This is a genomic window from Synechococcus sp. MW101C3 (assembly GCF_002252635.1).
In the GTDB taxonomy this organism is placed as follows: Bacteria; Cyanobacteriota; Cyanobacteriia; order PCC-6307; family Cyanobiaceae; genus MW101C3.
Genome location: NZ_NQKX01000009.1, coordinates 177,487 through 193,493, shown reverse-complemented (window position 1 = coordinate 193,493; position 16,007 = coordinate 177,487). Strand labels below are relative to the sequence as shown.

General features: G+C 69.6%; 17 protein-coding genes. 13 read left to right on the top strand and 4 right to left on the bottom strand.

What is annotated here, in order from left to right:
- The 4 genes from CJZ80_RS12905 to CJZ80_RS12890 form a co-directional block, all read left to right on the top strand.
- Nucleotides 1–359, top strand: a 359-nt coding sequence (locus CJZ80_RS12905) for a sigma factor-like helix-turn-helix DNA-binding protein (protein WP_304442212.1), incomplete at its 5' end; no start/stop codon positions are given.
- A 115-nt stretch (nt 360–474) separates the two neighbouring features.
- Nucleotides 475–2,067, top strand: coding sequence for a permease (locus CJZ80_RS12900; RefSeq protein WP_094513933.1), 1,593 nt, complete (start codon nt 475–477; stop codon nt 2,065–2,067).
- A complete protein-coding gene (mutT, locus tag CJZ80_RS12895; RefSeq protein WP_094513931.1) occupies nt 2,067–3,275 on the top strand; it encodes an 8-oxo-dGTP diphosphatase MutT in 1,209 nt (402 codons plus the stop codon). The genes CJZ80_RS12900 and mutT overlap by 1 nt, the downstream gene beginning before the upstream one ends.
- 19 nt (nt 3,276–3,294) lie before the next feature.
- On the top strand, nt 3,295–4,320 hold the full coding sequence (locus CJZ80_RS12890; RefSeq protein ID WP_369803072.1) for a carbohydrate kinase: 1,026 nt from the start codon (nt 3,295–3,297) through the stop codon (nt 4,318–4,320).
- A 118-nt stretch (nt 4,321–4,438) separates the two neighbouring features.
- On the opposite strand, the gene tsaE is transcribed toward CJZ80_RS12890, so the two are convergent.
- Nucleotides 4,439–4,933, bottom strand: a complete 495-nt coding sequence (gene tsaE, locus CJZ80_RS12885) for a tRNA (adenosine(37)-N6)-threonylcarbamoyltransferase complex ATPase subunit type 1 TsaE (RefSeq protein WP_094513924.1) — start codon at nt 4,931–4,933, stop codon at nt 4,439–4,441.
- A gap of 90 nt (nt 4,934–5,023) precedes the next feature.
- Between tsaE and ahcY the strand changes: the two genes are divergently transcribed.
- Both ahcY and CJZ80_RS12875 read left to right on the top strand, forming a co-directional pair.
- Nucleotides 5,024–6,478: an adenosylhomocysteinase gene (ahcY, locus tag CJZ80_RS12880; RefSeq protein ID WP_233133083.1), complete on the top strand. Its 1,455-nt coding sequence runs from the start codon at nt 5,024–5,026 to the stop codon at nt 6,476–6,478.
- Nucleotides 6,479–6,616: 138 nt separating this feature from the next.
- The gene (locus CJZ80_RS12875) at nt 6,617–7,273 is read left to right on the top strand and encodes a DedA family protein (protein ID WP_094514035.1); all 657 of its coding nucleotides are present in this window, start codon (nt 6,617–6,619) and stop codon (nt 7,271–7,273) included.
- A gap of 83 nt (nt 7,274–7,356) precedes the next feature.
- On the opposite strand, the gene CJZ80_RS12870 is transcribed toward CJZ80_RS12875, so the two are convergent.
- Nucleotides 7,357–7,785, bottom strand: a complete 429-nt coding sequence (locus CJZ80_RS12870; RefSeq protein ID WP_094513922.1) for a single-stranded DNA-binding protein — start codon at nt 7,783–7,785, stop codon at nt 7,357–7,359.
- Between the two features lie 183 nt (nt 7,786–7,968).
- Between CJZ80_RS12870 and CJZ80_RS12865 the strand changes: the two genes are divergently transcribed.
- The 7 genes from CJZ80_RS12865 (at nt 7,969) to CJZ80_RS12835 (ending at nt 14,510) form a co-directional block, all read left to right on the top strand.
- On the top strand, nt 7,969–9,015 hold the full coding sequence (locus CJZ80_RS12865) for a rod shape-determining protein (RefSeq protein ID WP_094513920.1): 1,047 nt from the start codon (nt 7,969–7,971) through the stop codon (nt 9,013–9,015).
- 5 nt (nt 9,016–9,020) lie between these two features.
- Nucleotides 9,021–9,779 (top strand): rod shape-determining protein MreC, encoded by a 759-nt coding sequence (gene mreC, locus CJZ80_RS12860; protein WP_094513918.1) that lies wholly within the window; start codon nt 9,021–9,023, stop codon nt 9,777–9,779.
- 3 nt (nt 9,780–9,782) lie between these two features.
- Entirely contained in the window at nt 9,783–10,289 is a 507-nt protein-coding gene (locus tag CJZ80_RS12855; protein WP_094514032.1) for a rod shape-determining protein MreD, read from the top strand.
- 4 nt (nt 10,290–10,293) lie between these two features.
- Entirely contained in the window at nt 10,294–11,604 is a 1,311-nt protein-coding gene (locus CJZ80_RS12850) for an ABC transporter substrate-binding protein (protein WP_094513916.1), read from the top strand.
- Nucleotides 11,605–11,817: 213 nt separating this feature from the next.
- On the top strand, nt 11,818–12,627 hold the full coding sequence (gene rpaB, locus CJZ80_RS12845) for a response regulator transcription factor RpaB (protein ID WP_094513914.1): 810 nt from the start codon (nt 11,818–11,820) through the stop codon (nt 12,625–12,627).
- Nucleotides 12,628–12,680: 53 nt separating this feature from the next.
- Entirely contained in the window at nt 12,681–14,201 is a 1,521-nt protein-coding gene (gene lysS / locus CJZ80_RS12840; protein WP_198948316.1) for a lysine--tRNA ligase, read from the top strand.
- Between the two features lie 45 nt (nt 14,202–14,246).
- A complete protein-coding gene (locus tag CJZ80_RS12835; RefSeq protein WP_048016474.1) occupies nt 14,247–14,510 on the top strand; it encodes a hypothetical protein in 264 nt (87 codons plus the stop codon).
- Nucleotides 14,511–14,560: 50 nt separating this feature from the next.
- Here CJZ80_RS12835 and CJZ80_RS12830 read toward each other — a convergent pair whose 3' ends face one another.
- Nucleotides 14,561–15,358 carry a YdcF family protein gene (locus tag CJZ80_RS12830; RefSeq protein WP_094514027.1) on the bottom strand — a complete coding sequence of 266 codons (798 nt, stop codon included), beginning with the start codon at nt 15,356–15,358 and terminating at the stop codon, nt 14,561–14,563.
- A gap of 10 nt (nt 15,359–15,368) precedes the next feature.
- Nucleotides 15,369–16,001: a hercynine metabolism protein gene (locus tag CJZ80_RS12825; protein WP_094513912.1), complete on the bottom strand. Its 633-nt coding sequence runs from the start codon at nt 15,999–16,001 to the stop codon at nt 15,369–15,371.
- Between the last annotated feature and the right edge of the window lie 6 nt (nt 16,002–16,007).

Here is a 16,007-nt window from a genome sequence, read left to right as displayed (position 1 = left end):
AGGAGGTGAAGGATCTGCTGTGCCGAGCACGGCAGCCGGTGAGCCTGGAAACGAAGGTGGGCGACGGGGAAGATACGGAGCTGCTGGATCTGCTGCAAGGGGACGGGACGCTTCCGGAGGAGAGCGTGGACAGCGAATGCCTGAGGGGGGATATGCGGGCACTGCTGGAGCAACTGCCGGGGTTGCAGCGCGATGTGCTGAAGATGCGTTACGGCATCGATGTGGAAGAACCGATGAGCCTCACCGGCATCGGCCGCATCCTCGGCATGAGCCGCGACCGCGTGCGCAACCTCGAGCGTGATGGCCTCGCCAGCCTGCGCCGCTTCAGCGAAAGCGTGGAGGACTACGTGGCCAGCTGAGGGCCAGCTGCCGGCCCTGCCCTGGGAGCGATGACTTCCGGTGCGCCGCAGGGCACCGGAGCTGTCCTGCTGCTGCATCCGGGCGATCATGCAGCCACCGTCTGCCTCTTGGCCCATGGCCAGCTCCGGACCCCGCTGGCTGGTGGCCGGCGACATCGACGGCCTGATGGGCCTCGGCCTCGACAACCTGATCCAGATCCTGCTGATCCTTGGCCTCTGCCGCGGCGTGCTCGGCTTCCCCGATGCCCTCATCTTTCAGGTGATCCTGCCGGCGGCTGGCCTCAGCCTGGTGGTGGGCAACGGGGCCTACGCCTGGCAGGCCTTCCGCCTGGCCCAGCGCGAGGGCCGTGGGGATCGCACCGCCCTTCCTTACGGCATCAACACGGTCAGCCTGTTCGCCTACGTGTTCCTGGTGATGCTGCCGGTGAAGCTGGCAGCGCTGGGTCAGGGGCTGCCGGAGGCCGAGGCGGTGCGTCTCTCGTGGCAGGCGGGTCTGATGGCCTGCCTGGGTTCGGGCCTGATCGAGGCGGGCGGGGCCTGGCTGGTGGGGGGCCTGCGGCGCTGGCTGCCGCGGGCGGCGCTGCTCTCCACCCTGGCCGGCATTGCCCTGGGCTACATCGCACTGGGGTTCCTGCTGCGCACCTATGCCCAGCCGGTGGTGGGTCTGGCAGTGCTGGCCGTGATTCTTGTCACCTACTACGGCCAGCTGCGCCTGCCCCTGCCCGGCGGCCTGATCGCGGTGCTGCTCGGCATCGTGCTGGCGGCCGCGACGGGCCTGGTGTCGATCGATGCCCTCACCTGGCAGACGAACGCCGCTCAGGTGGGCCTGCATCTGCCGCCCCTGCAACTGGCTGCGCTGTGGCAGGCGCGCGGGCAACTGCTGCCCTGGCTCGGCGTGATCGTGCCGATGGGCTTGTTCAACCTGCTGGGATCGCTGCAGAACCTGGAGAGCGCCGAAGCCGCCGGTGACCGATACCCGGTGAAGAGCTCCCTGCTGATCAACGGCGTGGGCACGATCGTGGCCGCCGCCCTGGGCTCCTGCTTCCCCACCACCATCTACATCGGCCATCCCGGCTGGAAGGGCATGGGGGCCCGCATCGGCTACTCGTGGCTGAACGGCGTGGTGATGGGGCTGGGTTGCCTGTTCGGCGTGTTCGGCCTGGTGGGTCAGCTGGTGCCGATTGAAGCCGGCATGGCGATCGTGCTCTACATCGGCCTGGTGATCGCCGCCCAGAGCTTTCAGGCCACCCCCGCCGCCCATGCGCCGGCGGTGGTGCTGGGCCTGCTGCCCGGCCTGGCGGGCTGGGGCGCCCTGCTGCTCAAGGCCGGCCTGCGGGCCGGTGGGGCCGGCAGCGCCGCCGAGCCCTTCGGACCGGCCCTGCTGGTGCCACTGCAGCAGGCCGATGTGTGGGCGGCCGGTGCCTTCGCTCTGGAACAGGGGCAGATCGTGGCCGCGATGTTGCTGGCGGCCATGGTGGTGTATGTGATCGAGCAGCGGTTCGTGGCGGCGGCGATCGCTGCCGGCCTGGCGGCGCTGGCCTCCTGGTTCGGGCTGATTCACGCCTGGCGCTTCACCGCAGCCGACACCGTGCTGCAGATGGGCTGGGGCACGGGCGGACGCTGGGCGCTCGGGTACCTGCTCATGGCCCTGGTGTTCAGCGCCGCGGCCCTGGCCCGTCAGCGGGGTGCGGCCGCCACCGATTGCTGATGGCAGGGCGGCGGGATGCTGGCTGGGCAGAGAGGCAGGAGCACTTACCCCTGCAGCAGCTGCGTGCCGCCCTGCTGGCCTGGGGGGAGCGGCACGGGCGCCACAGCCTGCCGTGGAAGCTGCGGTCCGATGGCCGCCCGCCACTGGATGGGGAACCCCTCGATCCGTTGAGGGTGTGGGTGGCGGAGGTGATGCTCCAGCAGACCCAGCTGGCTGTGGCCCTGCCCTACTGGCAGCGCTGGATGTCGGCCTTGCCGGACCTGCCGGCCCTGGCCGCCGCCGACCCCCAGCAGGTGCTGCTGCTCTGGCAGGGCCTGGGCTACTACGGGCGGGCGCGTCGCCTGCAGCAGGGGGCGCGGCAGTTGCTTGATGCCAGCGCCCCCGGCGCCGACCCCTGGCCCCGTGACCTGCCTGGCTGGCTGGCGCTGAGCGGCGTCGGCCGCAGCACCGCCGGCAGCATTCTGTCCTCGGCCTTCGATCAACCCTTCGCGATCCTCGACGGCAACGCGGCGCGGGTGCTGGCGCGCCTGATCGCCGCTCCCCGCCCGCCGAAACGGGAGCTCGCCGGGTTCTGGCGGCTGAGCGAGCTGCTGCTCGACCGGCAGCGGCCCCGGGCCTTCAACCAGGCTCTGATGGACCTGGGCGCCACGGTCTGCACCCCCCGTTCCCCCGACTGCGGCCGCTGCCCCTGGCGGAACTCTTGCGCTGCTTACGCTGCCGGCGACCCCGCCCGCTACCCCGTGAAGGACGCCCCCCGGCCGCTGCCCTTTCAAGTGATCGGCGTGGGGGTGGTGCTGGATGGGCGCGGCCGGGTGCTGATCGATCAGCGCCTGCCGGAGGGGCTGTTGGGGGGGCTGTGGGAATTCCCCGGCGGCAAGCAGGAGCCGGGCGAAGCGATCGCGGCCACCATCGCCCGCGAACTGCGCGAGGAGCTGGCGATCGAGGCGGAGGTGGGCGAGGAGCTGATCACCCTGGAGCACAGCTACAGCCACAAGCGTCTGTGCTTCGTGGTGCATCTCTGCCGCTGGCTGGCGGGAGATCCGCAGCCCCTGGCCAGTCAGCAGGTGCGTTGGGTGGAGCCGGAGGGGCTGGCGGCCTTCCCCTTTCCTGCCGCCAATGCGCGCATCATCGCGGCGCTGCTGGAGCGGCTGGCCGGCGCGGCGCCCGTGGCAGCCTCCGGGCCCACCGGCGAGTGTGGAGAGAACTGAGCGCGAGCCTGCCGTGACGGTGCCTTCCCCTGCCCGGGTGCTCTGCTTCGGCGAAGCGCTCGTTGATCGGCTCGGCCCGCCCGGCGGCGATCCGGCCCATGACATTCCGGTCGACGACAGGCTCGGCGGTGCCCCGGCCAATGTGGCCTGCGCCCTGGCGCGGCTCGGCACCGGCGCCGCGCTGATCGGCCGCCTGGGCGACGACCGCATCGGCGCCGCCTTCCGCGCTCTGTTGCTGGAGCGGGGGGTGGATACCCGTGCGCTGCAATGCGATCCGCTGCGCCCGAGCCGCACGGTGCTGGTGCGGCGCGATGCCGCAGGTGAGCGCCACTTCGGCGGCTTCGCCGGCGACCGGGGTGAGGGCTTCGCTGATCAGGCGATCGATGCCGCGGCGATGGCCGGGGTGTTGGCGCCGCTGCTGGCCCAGGCCCGCTGGCTCCTTTGCGGCACGATTCCGCTGGCTTCCGCTGCGGCGGCAGCGGCGCTGCAGGAGCTGCTACTGGCTGCCGGGGCGCATGGCTTGCCGCTGGCGCTTGACGTCAACTGGCGGCCCACCTTCTGGGGGCTCGGCGCTGAGCAGGGCCCGCCGCCGGCGGTGCGGCAGCGGCTTGAGCCCTTGCTGACGCAGGCGGCCCTGTTCAAGTGCAGCCGTGAGGAGGCCCTCTGGCTGTTCGGCAGCGCCAACGCCACAGTCGTGCGCCGGGCCCTGCCGCAGCGGCCCGCCGTGCTGATCACCGATGGCCCCGAGCCGATCGACTGGGCGGTGGGAGCCTGCGGTGGCCGGCTGCCTTCCCTGCCCGTGGCTGCCATCGACACCACCGGTGCTGGTGATGCCTTCCTGGCGGGCCTGCTGCACCAGTTGGTGGGCCGGCCGGGGCTGCTGCAAGAGCCGGTGGTCGTCAGCGCCGTGGAGCAGGTTCTGCGCTTTGCAGCCGCCTGCGGTGCACTGGTTTGCCAGGGTGCCGGCGCCATTGATCCCCAGCCGAGCGAGCAGCAGGTTCTGGCCGTTCTGGGTGAGAGTGCAGCGGGCACCGGCGCCCTATGAGCACCCCCCCCGGGTATGTCGAGCCGGTCAATCCCGATCGGCTGCAGCGCATCCTGGAAACGGCCCGGGGCGGAGCGGGAGGACGCCTACGGCCCGGTTGTTCACGGAGTTGAGGCCTTCAGGCGGCTGAGTGCGGCGGTCGCAGCACTGCCCGGCGCCTGTCCCCGTCGTACTGAAGCTCCAGCCGCCAGGCGCCATCGGGCAGCCACGGCAGCCGTTCGGGCCACTCCACCGCCAGCACCGCCCCCAGGGCGCCGGCTTCCTCCTCCTCTTGGGCGAACAGTTCAGCGGCGGCGGCCGGCTGCTCCAGCCGGTAGAGATCCAGATGGACGAGGGCATGGGGCTCGCCGTCAGCGCCCCGGCCGCTGTAGTGCTGGGCCAGGGCGAAGGTGGGGCTCGTGATCGGTTCGTCGATTCCCAGCGCCAGGGCCAGACCCTGCACCAGGCAGGTCTTGCCGGCCCCCAGTTCCCCCTGCAGCAGCAAAGTGGGAGGGGCTGCGCCGCTGGCAGCACCGCCGCCGTTCAACAGCAGCGACGCCAGCTCCCGCCCGAGCGCCGCCGTGGCTGCCGCATCGGCCAGATGGCACACCCGGATCTCAGCAGACTGTTCCATCCCTGTAGATTCCCGTTAAGCGAGCCCGAAGCCTCGGCGTCTCTGCAGATATTTCCACATCCCCAATCCTTCTCCCTTCGGAGCTTCCCCATGCTGGCCACGCCTTCAGCTGCCACGTCCGTTTCGGCTGCCGCCGCAACCGGACTGTCCACCCCGTCGTCGTATGTGATCGCCGATCTCGGCCTTGCCGCATGGGGCCGCAAGGAGATCGCGATCGCTGAAACCGAGATGCCCGGTCTGATGGCGCTGCGTGAGAAGTACGGCAGCCAGCAACCGCTCAAGGGTGCCCGTATTGCCGGCAGCCTGCATATGACGATCCAGACAGCCGTTCTGATCGAAACCCTGGTGGCTCTCGGCGCTGAAGTGCGCTGGGCCTCCTGCAACATCTTCTCCACCCAGGATCACGCTGCAGCCGCGATGGCGGAAGCCGGCATCCCGGTGTTCGCCTTCAAGGGCGAAACCCTGGATGAATACTGGGCCTTCACCCACCGGATCCTGGAGTGGGCCGACGGCGGCACGCCCAACATGATCCTCGACGACGGTGGCGATGCCACCGGCCTGGTGGTGCTCGGCACCAAGGCGGAGCAGGACCCCTCGGTGCTGGACAACCCCGGCAGCGAAGAGGAGATCGCCCTGTTCCAGTCGGTCCGTCAACGCCTGGCCGCCCAGCCCGGCTTCTATTCGCGCATCCACGCCCAGATCCAGGGCGTCACCGAGGAAACCACCACGGGTGTGGCGCGTCTCTATCAGATGCAGAAGAGCGGCGAACTGCCGTTCCCTGCCATCAACGTGAACGACTCCGTCACCAAGAGCAAGTTCGACAACCTCTACGGCTGCCGCGAATCCCTGGTCGACAGCATCAAGCGCGCCACCGATGTGATGGTGGCCGGCAAGGTGGCCCTGGTGATCGGCTATGGCGATGTGGGCAAGGGTTCCGCCCAGTCGCTGCGCGGCCTCGGCGCCAGCGTGATGATCGCCGAAGTCGATCCGATCTGCGCGCTGCAGGCGGCGATGGAGGGCTACCGGGTCGTCCGTCTCGACGACGTGGTGGGGGATGTGGACATCTTCGTGACGGCCACCGGCAACTTCCGCGTGATCACCCACGACCACCTGATCCAGATGCGGGATCAGGCGATCGTGTGCAACATCGGCCACTTCGACAACGAGATCGACGTGGCTTCCCTGAAGCAGTACCCCTGGGACAACATCAAGCCCCAGGTGGATCACGTGCTGCTGCCCAGCGGCAACAAGATCATCCTGCTGGCGGAAGGCCGGCTGGTGAATCTGGGCTGCGCCACCGGCCACCCCAGCTTCGTGATGAGCAACTCCTTCACCAACCAGGTGCTGGCTCAGATCGAGCTGTTCACCAAAGGGGACGAGTACGGCAAGGAGGTGTACGTGCTGCCCAAGCACCTCGACGAGATGGTGGCCCGCCTCCACCTCGACAAGATCGGCGCCCGACTCACCGAGCTCACCCCCGAGCAGGCCGCCTACATCAACGTGCCGCTGGAAGGCCCCTACAAGTCCGACCACTACCGCTACTGATCCCGCGCCCCACAGTTCCGCGCCCAGCGTTGCTGCTTCGCCGGCAGGCCTGATGGCCTCGCCGGCAAGGCGCTCCCCTGAGCATCGGGCAACCTTCACGTCAGCGTGGAAGACTTTCCCGATCACGAGCCCGCCGGCATGGCCATCGAACTGGTTCAGCAACTGCCCGAGCTGATCGGCTCGGCGGTGGAGGCCAACCCGATGGCCGGTTATGCGGCGATCTTTGCGGCGATGTTCCTCGAGAACCTCTTTCCGCCGATCCCCTCCGAGCTGATCATGCCCCTGGGGGGCTTCTATGTGCAGCAGGGGCAGCTCAGCCTGATTCCGGTGGTGCTGGCCGGATTGCTCGGCACCGTGCTCGGCGCCCTGCCCTGGTATGGGGTGGGGCGGCTGGTGAACGAGGAACGCATCGAGCACTGGCTCTCGCGCCATGGGCGCTGGATCGGCATCAGCCCGCAGGAGCTGCACCGCAGCCGCACCTGGTTCAGCCGCCATGGCACCGCCCTGGTGTTCTGGGGCCGGCTGGTGCCCGGCATCCGCACCTTGATCTCCGTGCCCGCCGGCATCGAGATGATGCCGATGGTGCCCTTCCTGATCTGGACCACGGCCGGCAGCCTGATCTGGACCCTGCTGCTGACAGTGGCGGGCATGCTGCTGGGCGAGGGCTACAGCAACGTGGAGCTGTGGATCGAACCGGTGGCCCGGGTGATCAAGGTGGTGCTGGTGCTTGCCGTGCTGGCCGCCGGCGCCTGGCTGGGGCTGCGCATCTGGAAGAAGCGCCAGGACAGCCACTGAGGCTCAGTCCCTGGGGAAGCCACGCAGGCCGCCCAGCCGCCCAAGACCACCTTCCGGCTGAAGGCAACGCCCTTGCAGGCGGCTCAGAACGGAACTTCCTCGCTGCTCGGCTCGCCACCACCGAAGCCGCCGCCATAGCCGCCGCCCCCGAAACCGCCGCCAGCGCCGCCGTCGTCGTAGGCGCCCTGGTCGGCGTCACGTTTGGAGCCCAGCAGTTCGAGTCGGTCGACCCGCACCACCGGCTTGGTGCGCTCCTCACCGGTGGTGCGGTCGGTCCAGCGGTCGAGCTTGAAGCTGCCGATGATCCCCAGCAACGACCCCTTCTTGACGTAGTCGGCGGCCACCTGGGCCTGCTTGCCCCAGATCTCGAGGTTGAACCAGTCCGGTTCGTCGTCGCGGCTGCGGCGGTTGACCGCGAGGGTCAGGTTGGCGACCACGCTGCCGGATTCGAAGTAGCGCACCTCGGGATCACGGCCGGCACGGCCCACCAGCGTCACGGAATTCACACCCATGGATTGTCCTGTCGTTGAAAAAAGTGGAGTTGTTGAATCAATGATGCGCCCCGTTGCCTCAAGGTGCCGCAGGCCGCTTCTCCCTGAAGGTTCCCCCGTTCCACCCGGATGTACCACCGCCACCGTCGGGGGGGTTGCTGCCAGATCCCGCTCCTATGATCGCAACCGCTCAGGTGCTCCTACGTGTTCTTTCGACGTTTCCAGCTCTCACGCGACATCGGCATCGACCTGGGAACGGCCAACACACTGATGTACGTGTCCGGCAAGGGCATCGTGCTTCAGGAGCCTTCCGTAGTGGCGCTCGATCTTGAGCGGGGTGTGCCCCTGGCCGTGGGGGATGAAGCGAAGCTCATGCTCGGCCGCACCCCGGGCAACATCCGCGCCGTGCGCCCCCTGCGCGACGGAGTCATCGCCGACTTCGACGCCGCCGAGCAGATGATCAAGACCTTCATCCAGAAGGGGAACGAGGGCCGCGGCATCGTGGCGCCCCGTCTGGTGATCGGCATTCCCAGCGGCGTCACCGGCGTGGAACGCCGCGCGGTGCGTGAGGCCGGCCTGGCCGGTGCCCGCGAAGTGCACCTGATCGATGAGCCGGTGGCGGCCGCGATCGGCGCCGGCCTGCCGGTCACGGAGCCGGTGGGCACCATGATTGTCGACATCGGGGGCGGCACCACCGAGGTGGCGGTGCTCAGTCTCGGTGGCACCGTGCTCAGCGAGTCGGTGCGGGTGGCCGGCGATGAGATCAGCGAGGCCATCGGGGTGTACCTCAAGAAGGTCCACAACCTGGTGGTGGGCGAGCGCACCGCCGAAGACATCAAGATCCGCATCGGCTCCGCTTTCCCCGACGACGCCCACGACGAGACCTCGATGGACGTGCGCGGGCTGCACCTGCTCTCCGGCCTGCCCCGCACCATCAACGTGCGCTCCGGTGACATCCGTGAAGCGATGGCCGAACCGCTCAACGTGATCGTGGAGGCGGTGAAGCGCACCCTTGAGCGCACCCCGCCCGAGCTCGCCGCCGACATCGTCGATCGCGGCATCATGCTGGCCGGCGGTGGTGCCCTGGTGCGCGGCATCAGCGAGCTGATCAGCCACGAAACCGGGATCCTCACCCACGTGGCCCAGGATCCGCTCCTGTGCGTGGTCAGTGGCTGCGGCCAGGTGCTGGAGGACTACAAGCGCCTGGAGCGCGTGCTCGACACGCCTGACTTCTCCCGTCTGTCCTCCTGAAATCCATGCCGTTCGGGCGCCTGCCGCGCGTCCCCTCGCTGCAACGGGTGATCCAGGCTTGGCCCTGGTGGCTGCTGCTGCTGGCGCTGGTGGGGGTCCGCTTCAGCAAGGGGGCCTTCCTCACGGATGCCTACGCGCTGGTCAGCCGTCCGTTCTGGCCCGGCACGGCCCAGCGCGAGTGGTTGCAGTCAGCCCAGCAGCTCGACCAGCGCAGCCGACTGGCCCAGTTGGAGCAGGACAACCGGCGCCTGCGCACCCTGCTGGGTCTGCAGCGGGCCAACCCCCAGGAGGTCACGGCGGCGGTGATCTCGCGCGAGCCCGAGGGCTGGTGGAAGCAGTTGGTGCTCGGCGCCGGTGAGCTTCAGGGTATTCGCCGCGGTGATGCGGTGGTGGGCCCGGGCGGCCTGGTGGGCCGGGTGGCCAGCGTCACCCCCACCACCGCGCGGGTGGCCCTGCTTACCGATTCCTCCAGCCGCATCGGCGTGTGGGTGGGGCGCACCCAGAGCATGGGCCTGCTCACCGGCGTGAACGGCAGCCGGCCCGAGCTGCGTTTTCTGGTGAAGGATCCGCAGGTGCGCCCAGGGGATGTCGTGGTCACCTCGCCGGCCAGCACGCTGGTGCCGCCGGGGATGAGCGTTGGCGTGATCCAGTCGGTGGATGAAAAGGCCGTGCCGGCGCCCACGGCGGTGGTGCAGCTCAGTGCGCCGGTGGAAGCGATCGACTGGGTGCAGGTGCTGGTGCAGCCCCGGCAGGCGGCGCCCTGAATGGTGGGCAAGCTGCACCGCCACCCCTGGTTTGTGGCCAGCGCTCTGCTCGTGCCATGGCTCACGCTGGCCTCTCCCGCGCTGCTGCGCCTCTCGGGGGCACCACCCAGCTGGGCGGTGCTGTGGCTTCTGCCCTGGGCGATCAGCGATGGGCCGGTCTCCGGTGCCCTGGCTGGGCTGGGGCTGGGGCTGTTGCTCGACGCCCTCACCCTCGATGGCGCCACCCAGATTCCGGCGCTGGTGCTGCTGGGCTGGTGGTGGGGGAGGCTCGGCCGCAAGGGACCGCCGCTTGAGCGCAGCTTCAGCCTCGGGCTGCTGGCCCTGATCGGCACCTTTCTGCTGGGGCTCAGCTTGATCCTTCAGCGGCTGGGCCTACCCCCCCAGCTGCCTCTCGCCGGCAGCCTGCGCACCCTGCTGACCCAGACCCTGCTCACCGGTCTGCTGGCGCCGATGATCTGTTCGCTGCTGCTGTTGCTCTGGCGGCAGCAGAACGCACCATCGAGGGGCTGAAGCGATGCGGGGGCTGACCGAGGGGATCCGGGGGCGCTGGCGGCGGCGTGCCGTGCTGACCCTGCTGGCGGCGGTGCTGGCGGGCTGCGGCGGTCCGCGCAGCCAGGGGCGCCAGCTGAACGTCTGGACGCTCGATCTCTCCCCCAAGTTCGACGCCTACCTCACCGAGGTGATCGCCGCCTGGGAGAAGGAGAACCCGGGCATCACGGTGCGTTGGACCGACATCCCCTGGGGATCGGTGGAGCGCAAGCTGCTGGCGGCGGTCTACGCCCGCACCGCCCCCGACGTCGTGAACCTCAACCCGCTGTTCGCCGCCAACCTGGCCAGCAAGGGGGGGCTGCTCGACCTCGATCCACTGCTGCCGCCTGGGGCCTCAGAGATCTATCTGCAGCGCATCTGGGCAGCCAGCCGCAACGCGGATGGACAGTTCGCGATCCCCTGGTATCTCACGGCGCGCATCACGCTCGCCAACCGCGACCTGCTGAAGCGGGCCGGATACGCCGACCCACCGCGCCGCTGGGAGGAGGTGCCGGCTTTCGCGGAAGCGGTGAAACGGCGCACCGGCCGCCATGCGCTGTTCGTCACGGTGGTGCCGGATGACTCGGCCGAGCTGCTGGAGTCGATGGTGCAGATGGGTGTGACCCTCACCGATGACCGCCAACGGGCCGCCTTCAACAGCCCGGCGGGTCGGCGGGCCTTCGCCTTCTGGACCGATCTCTACCGCCGTGGCCTGCTGCCGCGTGAAGTGGTGAGCCAGGGCTACCGGCGTGCGATCGAGCTCTACCAGGGCGGTGAGCTGGCGATGCTGGCCAGCGGCGCTGAGTTCCTGCGCAGCATCCAGACCAACGCCCCGGGGATCGCTGCCGTCACCGAACCCCACCCGCCGCTCACCGGCCCCGACGGCACCGCCAACGTGGCGGTCATGAACCTGGCGGTTCCGCGCCAGAGCGCCATGCCCAAGGAAGCGATGAGCTTTGCCCTGTTCCTGACCAACGCCAGCAATCAGGCCCGCTTCGCTGAGCAGGCGCGGGTGCTCCCCTCGGCCCGGCAGGCGCTCACCACGATCGAGCAACAGCTGCGGCGGGACACGCCTGCCGATCCCCAGCAGGCGCTGGTGCATGCGGCACGCCTGGAATCAGCTGAAACGCTGGGGCGGGCACGGGTGCTGGTGCCCGCCAACCCCGGCGTGAAGCGGCTGCAGGCGATCATCTACCGCCAGCTCCAGCGCGCCATGCTTGGCCAGATCAGCAGCGATGCGGCCGTGCTGGCGGCGGAGCGGGAATGGAACCTCTACGCGGAAGGTCGCTGGCCCTGAGCCCTGGCCTCGCCGTGCGGCGTGGCGACCGCGCCGCACGGCGAGGCCACCGATGGGCTTGGTGAGAATGGTGCTGACCGGTGGCTGCCGGCGCCGCTGCAACTATTGAAAAATCATTAAGTCTTGGCGCTGCTACTCCCTGACGTGCGCCTTGTGCTCTCCATGCGTACAAGCTGACAGGTAGGGTGATTTTTCTTCACGACTGTTTCTGTGATGCCACTGGACACGCAGCCTCGGCAAGCCAAGGCGGAGGCGGTGGTTCAGGACACGCGGACAGCACCCAAGGCCACCCTGCTCGTCGTCGACGACGAGGCCGCCGTGCGCCGCGTGCTGGTGATGCGCCTGCAGCTCGCGGGCTACCGCGTCCTCTGCGCCGAGGATGGGGAGGAGGCCCTCACCCTGTTCCATCAGGAGCAGCCCGACCTCGTCGTGCTCGACGTGATGCTGCCGAAGCTGGACGGCTTTGCGGTATGCCGGCGCCTGCGGGCCGAATCCTGCGTGCCGATCATCTTCCTCTCGGCTCTTGATGCGATCGCCGAGCGGGTGGCCGGCCTTGATCTCGGCGCCGACGACTACCTGCCCAAGCCGTTCAGCCCCAAGGAACTCGAAACCCGCATCTCCACGATCCTGCGGCGGGTGGGGCGTGGATCCGCCAACAGCGAACCCCGCGACATCCCCGCCGGCCAGGGTGTGATGCGCATCGGAGACCTGGTGGTGGACACCAACCGCCGTCAGGTGACCCGCGCCGGTGAGCGCATCGGCCTCACCTACACCGAATTCAGCTTGCTGGAGCTGCTGTTCCGCGAGCCCGGCCGGGTGGTGCCGCGCGCCGAGATCCTTGAGCAGCTGTGGGGCTACCCGCCGCGCCGCGCCGCGGATCTGCGCGTTGTGGATGTGTATGTGGCCCGCCTGCGCGGCAAGCTCGAACCCGACCCCCGCAACCCCGAGCTGATCCTCACCGTGCGCGGCACCGGCTACGCCTCGCAACGGATGATCGACCCCCTGGTCGCCGTCACCGCTTAGGCCCGCCGCCTGCGCTCCTGCAGGATGGTTCCTTCCGTCCCCTGTTCGTCGCCTTGCCGGAGCACCCCGTCAACCGCCTGGAGCAGGCGCGCTTCGAGAAGGGCCAGGCCCTGGCGGCCCTCGGTCAGGGCCCCTATGCCCTGCGCTTCGAGCCCAGCCACCGCACCGCTGCCCTGCAGCAGGAGCACGCCGACCTGCCCAACGGCGAGGAGCGTGCCGTGGCCGTGGCCGTGGCCGGCCGGGTGATGACCCGCCGGGTGATGGGCAAGCTCGCTTTCTTCACCCTGGTGGATGAAAGCGGCCCGATTCAGCTGTTCATCGAGAAGGCCCACCTGCTGGCGGCCTTGCCCGAGCAGCCCGAGGCCTTTGCCCAGATCACCTCGCTGGTGGATGCCGGCGATCTGATCGGTGTGCACGGCACACTGCGGCGCACCGACCGGGGTGAGCTGTCGGTGAAGGTGACGGCCTGGGACATGCTCTGCAAGTCGCTGCAGCCCCTGCCCGATAAATGGCATGGCCTGGCGGATGTGGAGAAGCGCTACCGCCAGCGCTATCTCGATCTGATCGTTTCGCCGCACACCCGCGAAACCTTCCGCCGCCGTGCCCGTCTGGTGAGCGGCATCCGCCGCTGGCTCGATGCCCGCGACTTCCTCGAGATCGAGACGCCGGTGCTGAATCTGGAGGCCGGTGGCGCCGACGCCCGCCCCTTCTGCACCCACCACAACGCCCTCGATCTGCCGCTGTTCCTGCGCATCGCCACCGAGCTGCATCTCAAGCGGCTGGTGGTGGGTGGCTTCGAGCGGGTCTACGAACTGGGCCGCATCTTCCGCAACGAAGGCATCAGCACACGCCACAACCCCGAATTCACTTCGGTGGAGGTGTATCAGGCCTATGCCGATTACACCGACATGATGGCGCTCACCGAGCAGATGATCGCGGACGTCACCGAGCAGGTGTGCGGCACCACCGCCCTCACGTATCAGGGCGTGGCGATCGATCTCACGCCCCCCTGGCGCCGGGCCACCATGCACGAGCTGGTGGAGCAGGCCACCGGGCTCGATTTCAACGGCTTCGCCAGCCGTGAGCAGGCCGCCGCCGCCATGGTCGCCGCTGGGCTGGAGGTGCCCGCCGCCGCTGACAGCGTGGGTCGTCTGCTCAACGAGGCCTTCGAACAGCGGGTGGAAGCCAGCCTGATCCAGCCCACCTTCGTGCTCGATTACCCGGTGGAGATCTCACCGCTGGCGCGCACGCACCGCAGCAAGCCCGGCTTGGTGGAGCGTTTCGAGCTGTTCATCGTGGGCCGTGAAACCGCCAACGCCTTCAGCGAGCTGATCGATCCCGTCGATCAGCGCCGGCGCCTGGAGGCCCAGCAGGAGCGTCGCCTCGCCGGCGACCTGGAGGCGCAGGGGGTGGATGAGGATTTCCTCCAAGCTCTTGAGGTGGGCATGCCTCCCACCGGCGGGCTGGGCATCGGCATCGACCGGTTGGCCATGCTGCTCACCGACAGCCCCAGCATCCGTGATGTGATCGCCTTCCCGCTCTTGCGTCCAGAGGCCGGTTCCACTGGAGCTTGAAGGGCAAAGTGGATAATGGGGTCACGTTGGCACTGACCTTGGCCCATGAGCGGTGAGCGCGTTGGATTCCGCTTCAAGCACGCAGATGCGGTGGTCAAGCGCAACCCTCAGGGCCGCTCCCGTCGCGGTTGGGTGATGGAGCCGGTGGAGCAGACCACCAGCCGTGGCACCAAGATGCCGGCTTACAGGATCCGTTGGCGCGACAGTGAACGCCCGGAGATCGTGCTCCAGCACATGCTGATCGCCGATCCCGATCCCACCCCGCCGCCCGAAGGTGTGAGCCTGGTGCCACCGGCGCCAAAGAAGTAGCTGCCGCCCTGGTTGGCCGCCGCAAGCCCGTCTGCGCCCCATCCCGGCCATCAACTCCAGCCGCGCAGCCGGTACACCAGCAGCCCCAGGTGCTCCTTGAGCGCCTGGGTGGTGAGCTGCAGGGCGCCCGCTTCGGGCAGCAGCTCGATCAGCAGCGAGGCGGCGGTCGGGCTTCCGGTTGCGCTGCGGGCCGGCAGCAGGTAGTCGCAGGCCACCGGCACCACCTGGAGCCCTGAGCGGCGCTGAAACGTGGCCAGCGAGCGGGGCATGTGCATCGCGCTGGTGACCAGCAGCACTGAACGCCAGCCCCGGGCCCGGCCGATCGCACGCAGCGCCAGGGCCTCTTCCGCGGTGGTGCGGGCCTGATCGCTGAGCAGCAGGCGCCCCTCCGGCACGCCGAGCTCCAGTGCCAGCCGCCGCGCCGTTTCAGCCTCCGCCGGCGCCGGGTTGGCGCTGCGGAAGGTCACCCTGCCGCCGCTCAGCAGCAGCAGCGGCGCCTTGCCGGCCTGCAGCAGCCGCACGCCGGTGAGCAGGCGGTCGCCCGCCTCGTTCACCTCCACGCTGGTGCGGGGCGCCAGCTGGGGCTGCAGGCCGCCGCCCAGCACGATCACGGCGTCGGCGGTGGGAAGCGGGCTGGGGGTGAGGGCGGCGCTGCGCTCCTCCAGGCCCCAGACCAGCTGCCGGGCCGTGAACGGCAGGGCACTGATCCACAGCAACGCCAGGCTGCCGCCACTCAGCCAGGGGCTCCAGCGGCGGCGCCGCCCCGCCAGGGCGATCGTCTGCAGGCCGATGGCCAGCCCCAGCGGGTAGAGCAGCAGCGGCAGCAGCTTGGAGAGCAGGAATCCCATGGCGGCCGGCTCAGACCGGCGGGGTGCCGTGGCGGCGGCGCAGCTCCTCCAGTTCCTGCTGCGCCACAAACGCCGACCAGGCGGCTTCCAGCTCGATCGGATCGAGCGGCGTGGCGGGGGAGGAAGCTGCCGCCGCTGCTGCTCCTGCCGCCTCTGCCTGGCTGCCCTGGGTCGCTCCAGCTGGGCCCGGCCCGCGTTCCCCCGACCCAGCTTGCGCAGGCGCGCCTGAGGCTGCGGCGGTAGCCGCCTGTTGCTCCTGCTCCCGTTGCAGGGCCGCCAGGTCGGCGTCCAGGCGGCGGAACTCATCGCCCAGGCTGCTGAGGGCCTGCCAGCGGTCGCGGCCCAGAGCCATCAGCTGCCGCAGCCGGGCTTCGGCCTGGTCGGCCAGCGCGCTGGCGCCGGCGGCCCGGGCCCGCTCCACCCGCCCCTGCCACTGGGTGATCTCGGTGGCCAGCTCCAGCAGGGCGCGCCGCAGCCGTTCCGCCTCCGCCTGCACCTCCAGCTGCCGCCGCTTCAGCCGCTGCTGCCGTTCCCGCTGCTCCTCCTCCACCAGCAGCTGGCGCTGCTCCGGGCGGCTGCTGAGGAACGCCTCCAGTTGTTGCTCCAGCTGCGCCTCCAGCTGCTCGAACCAGCTGCCGCTCATGGCCGC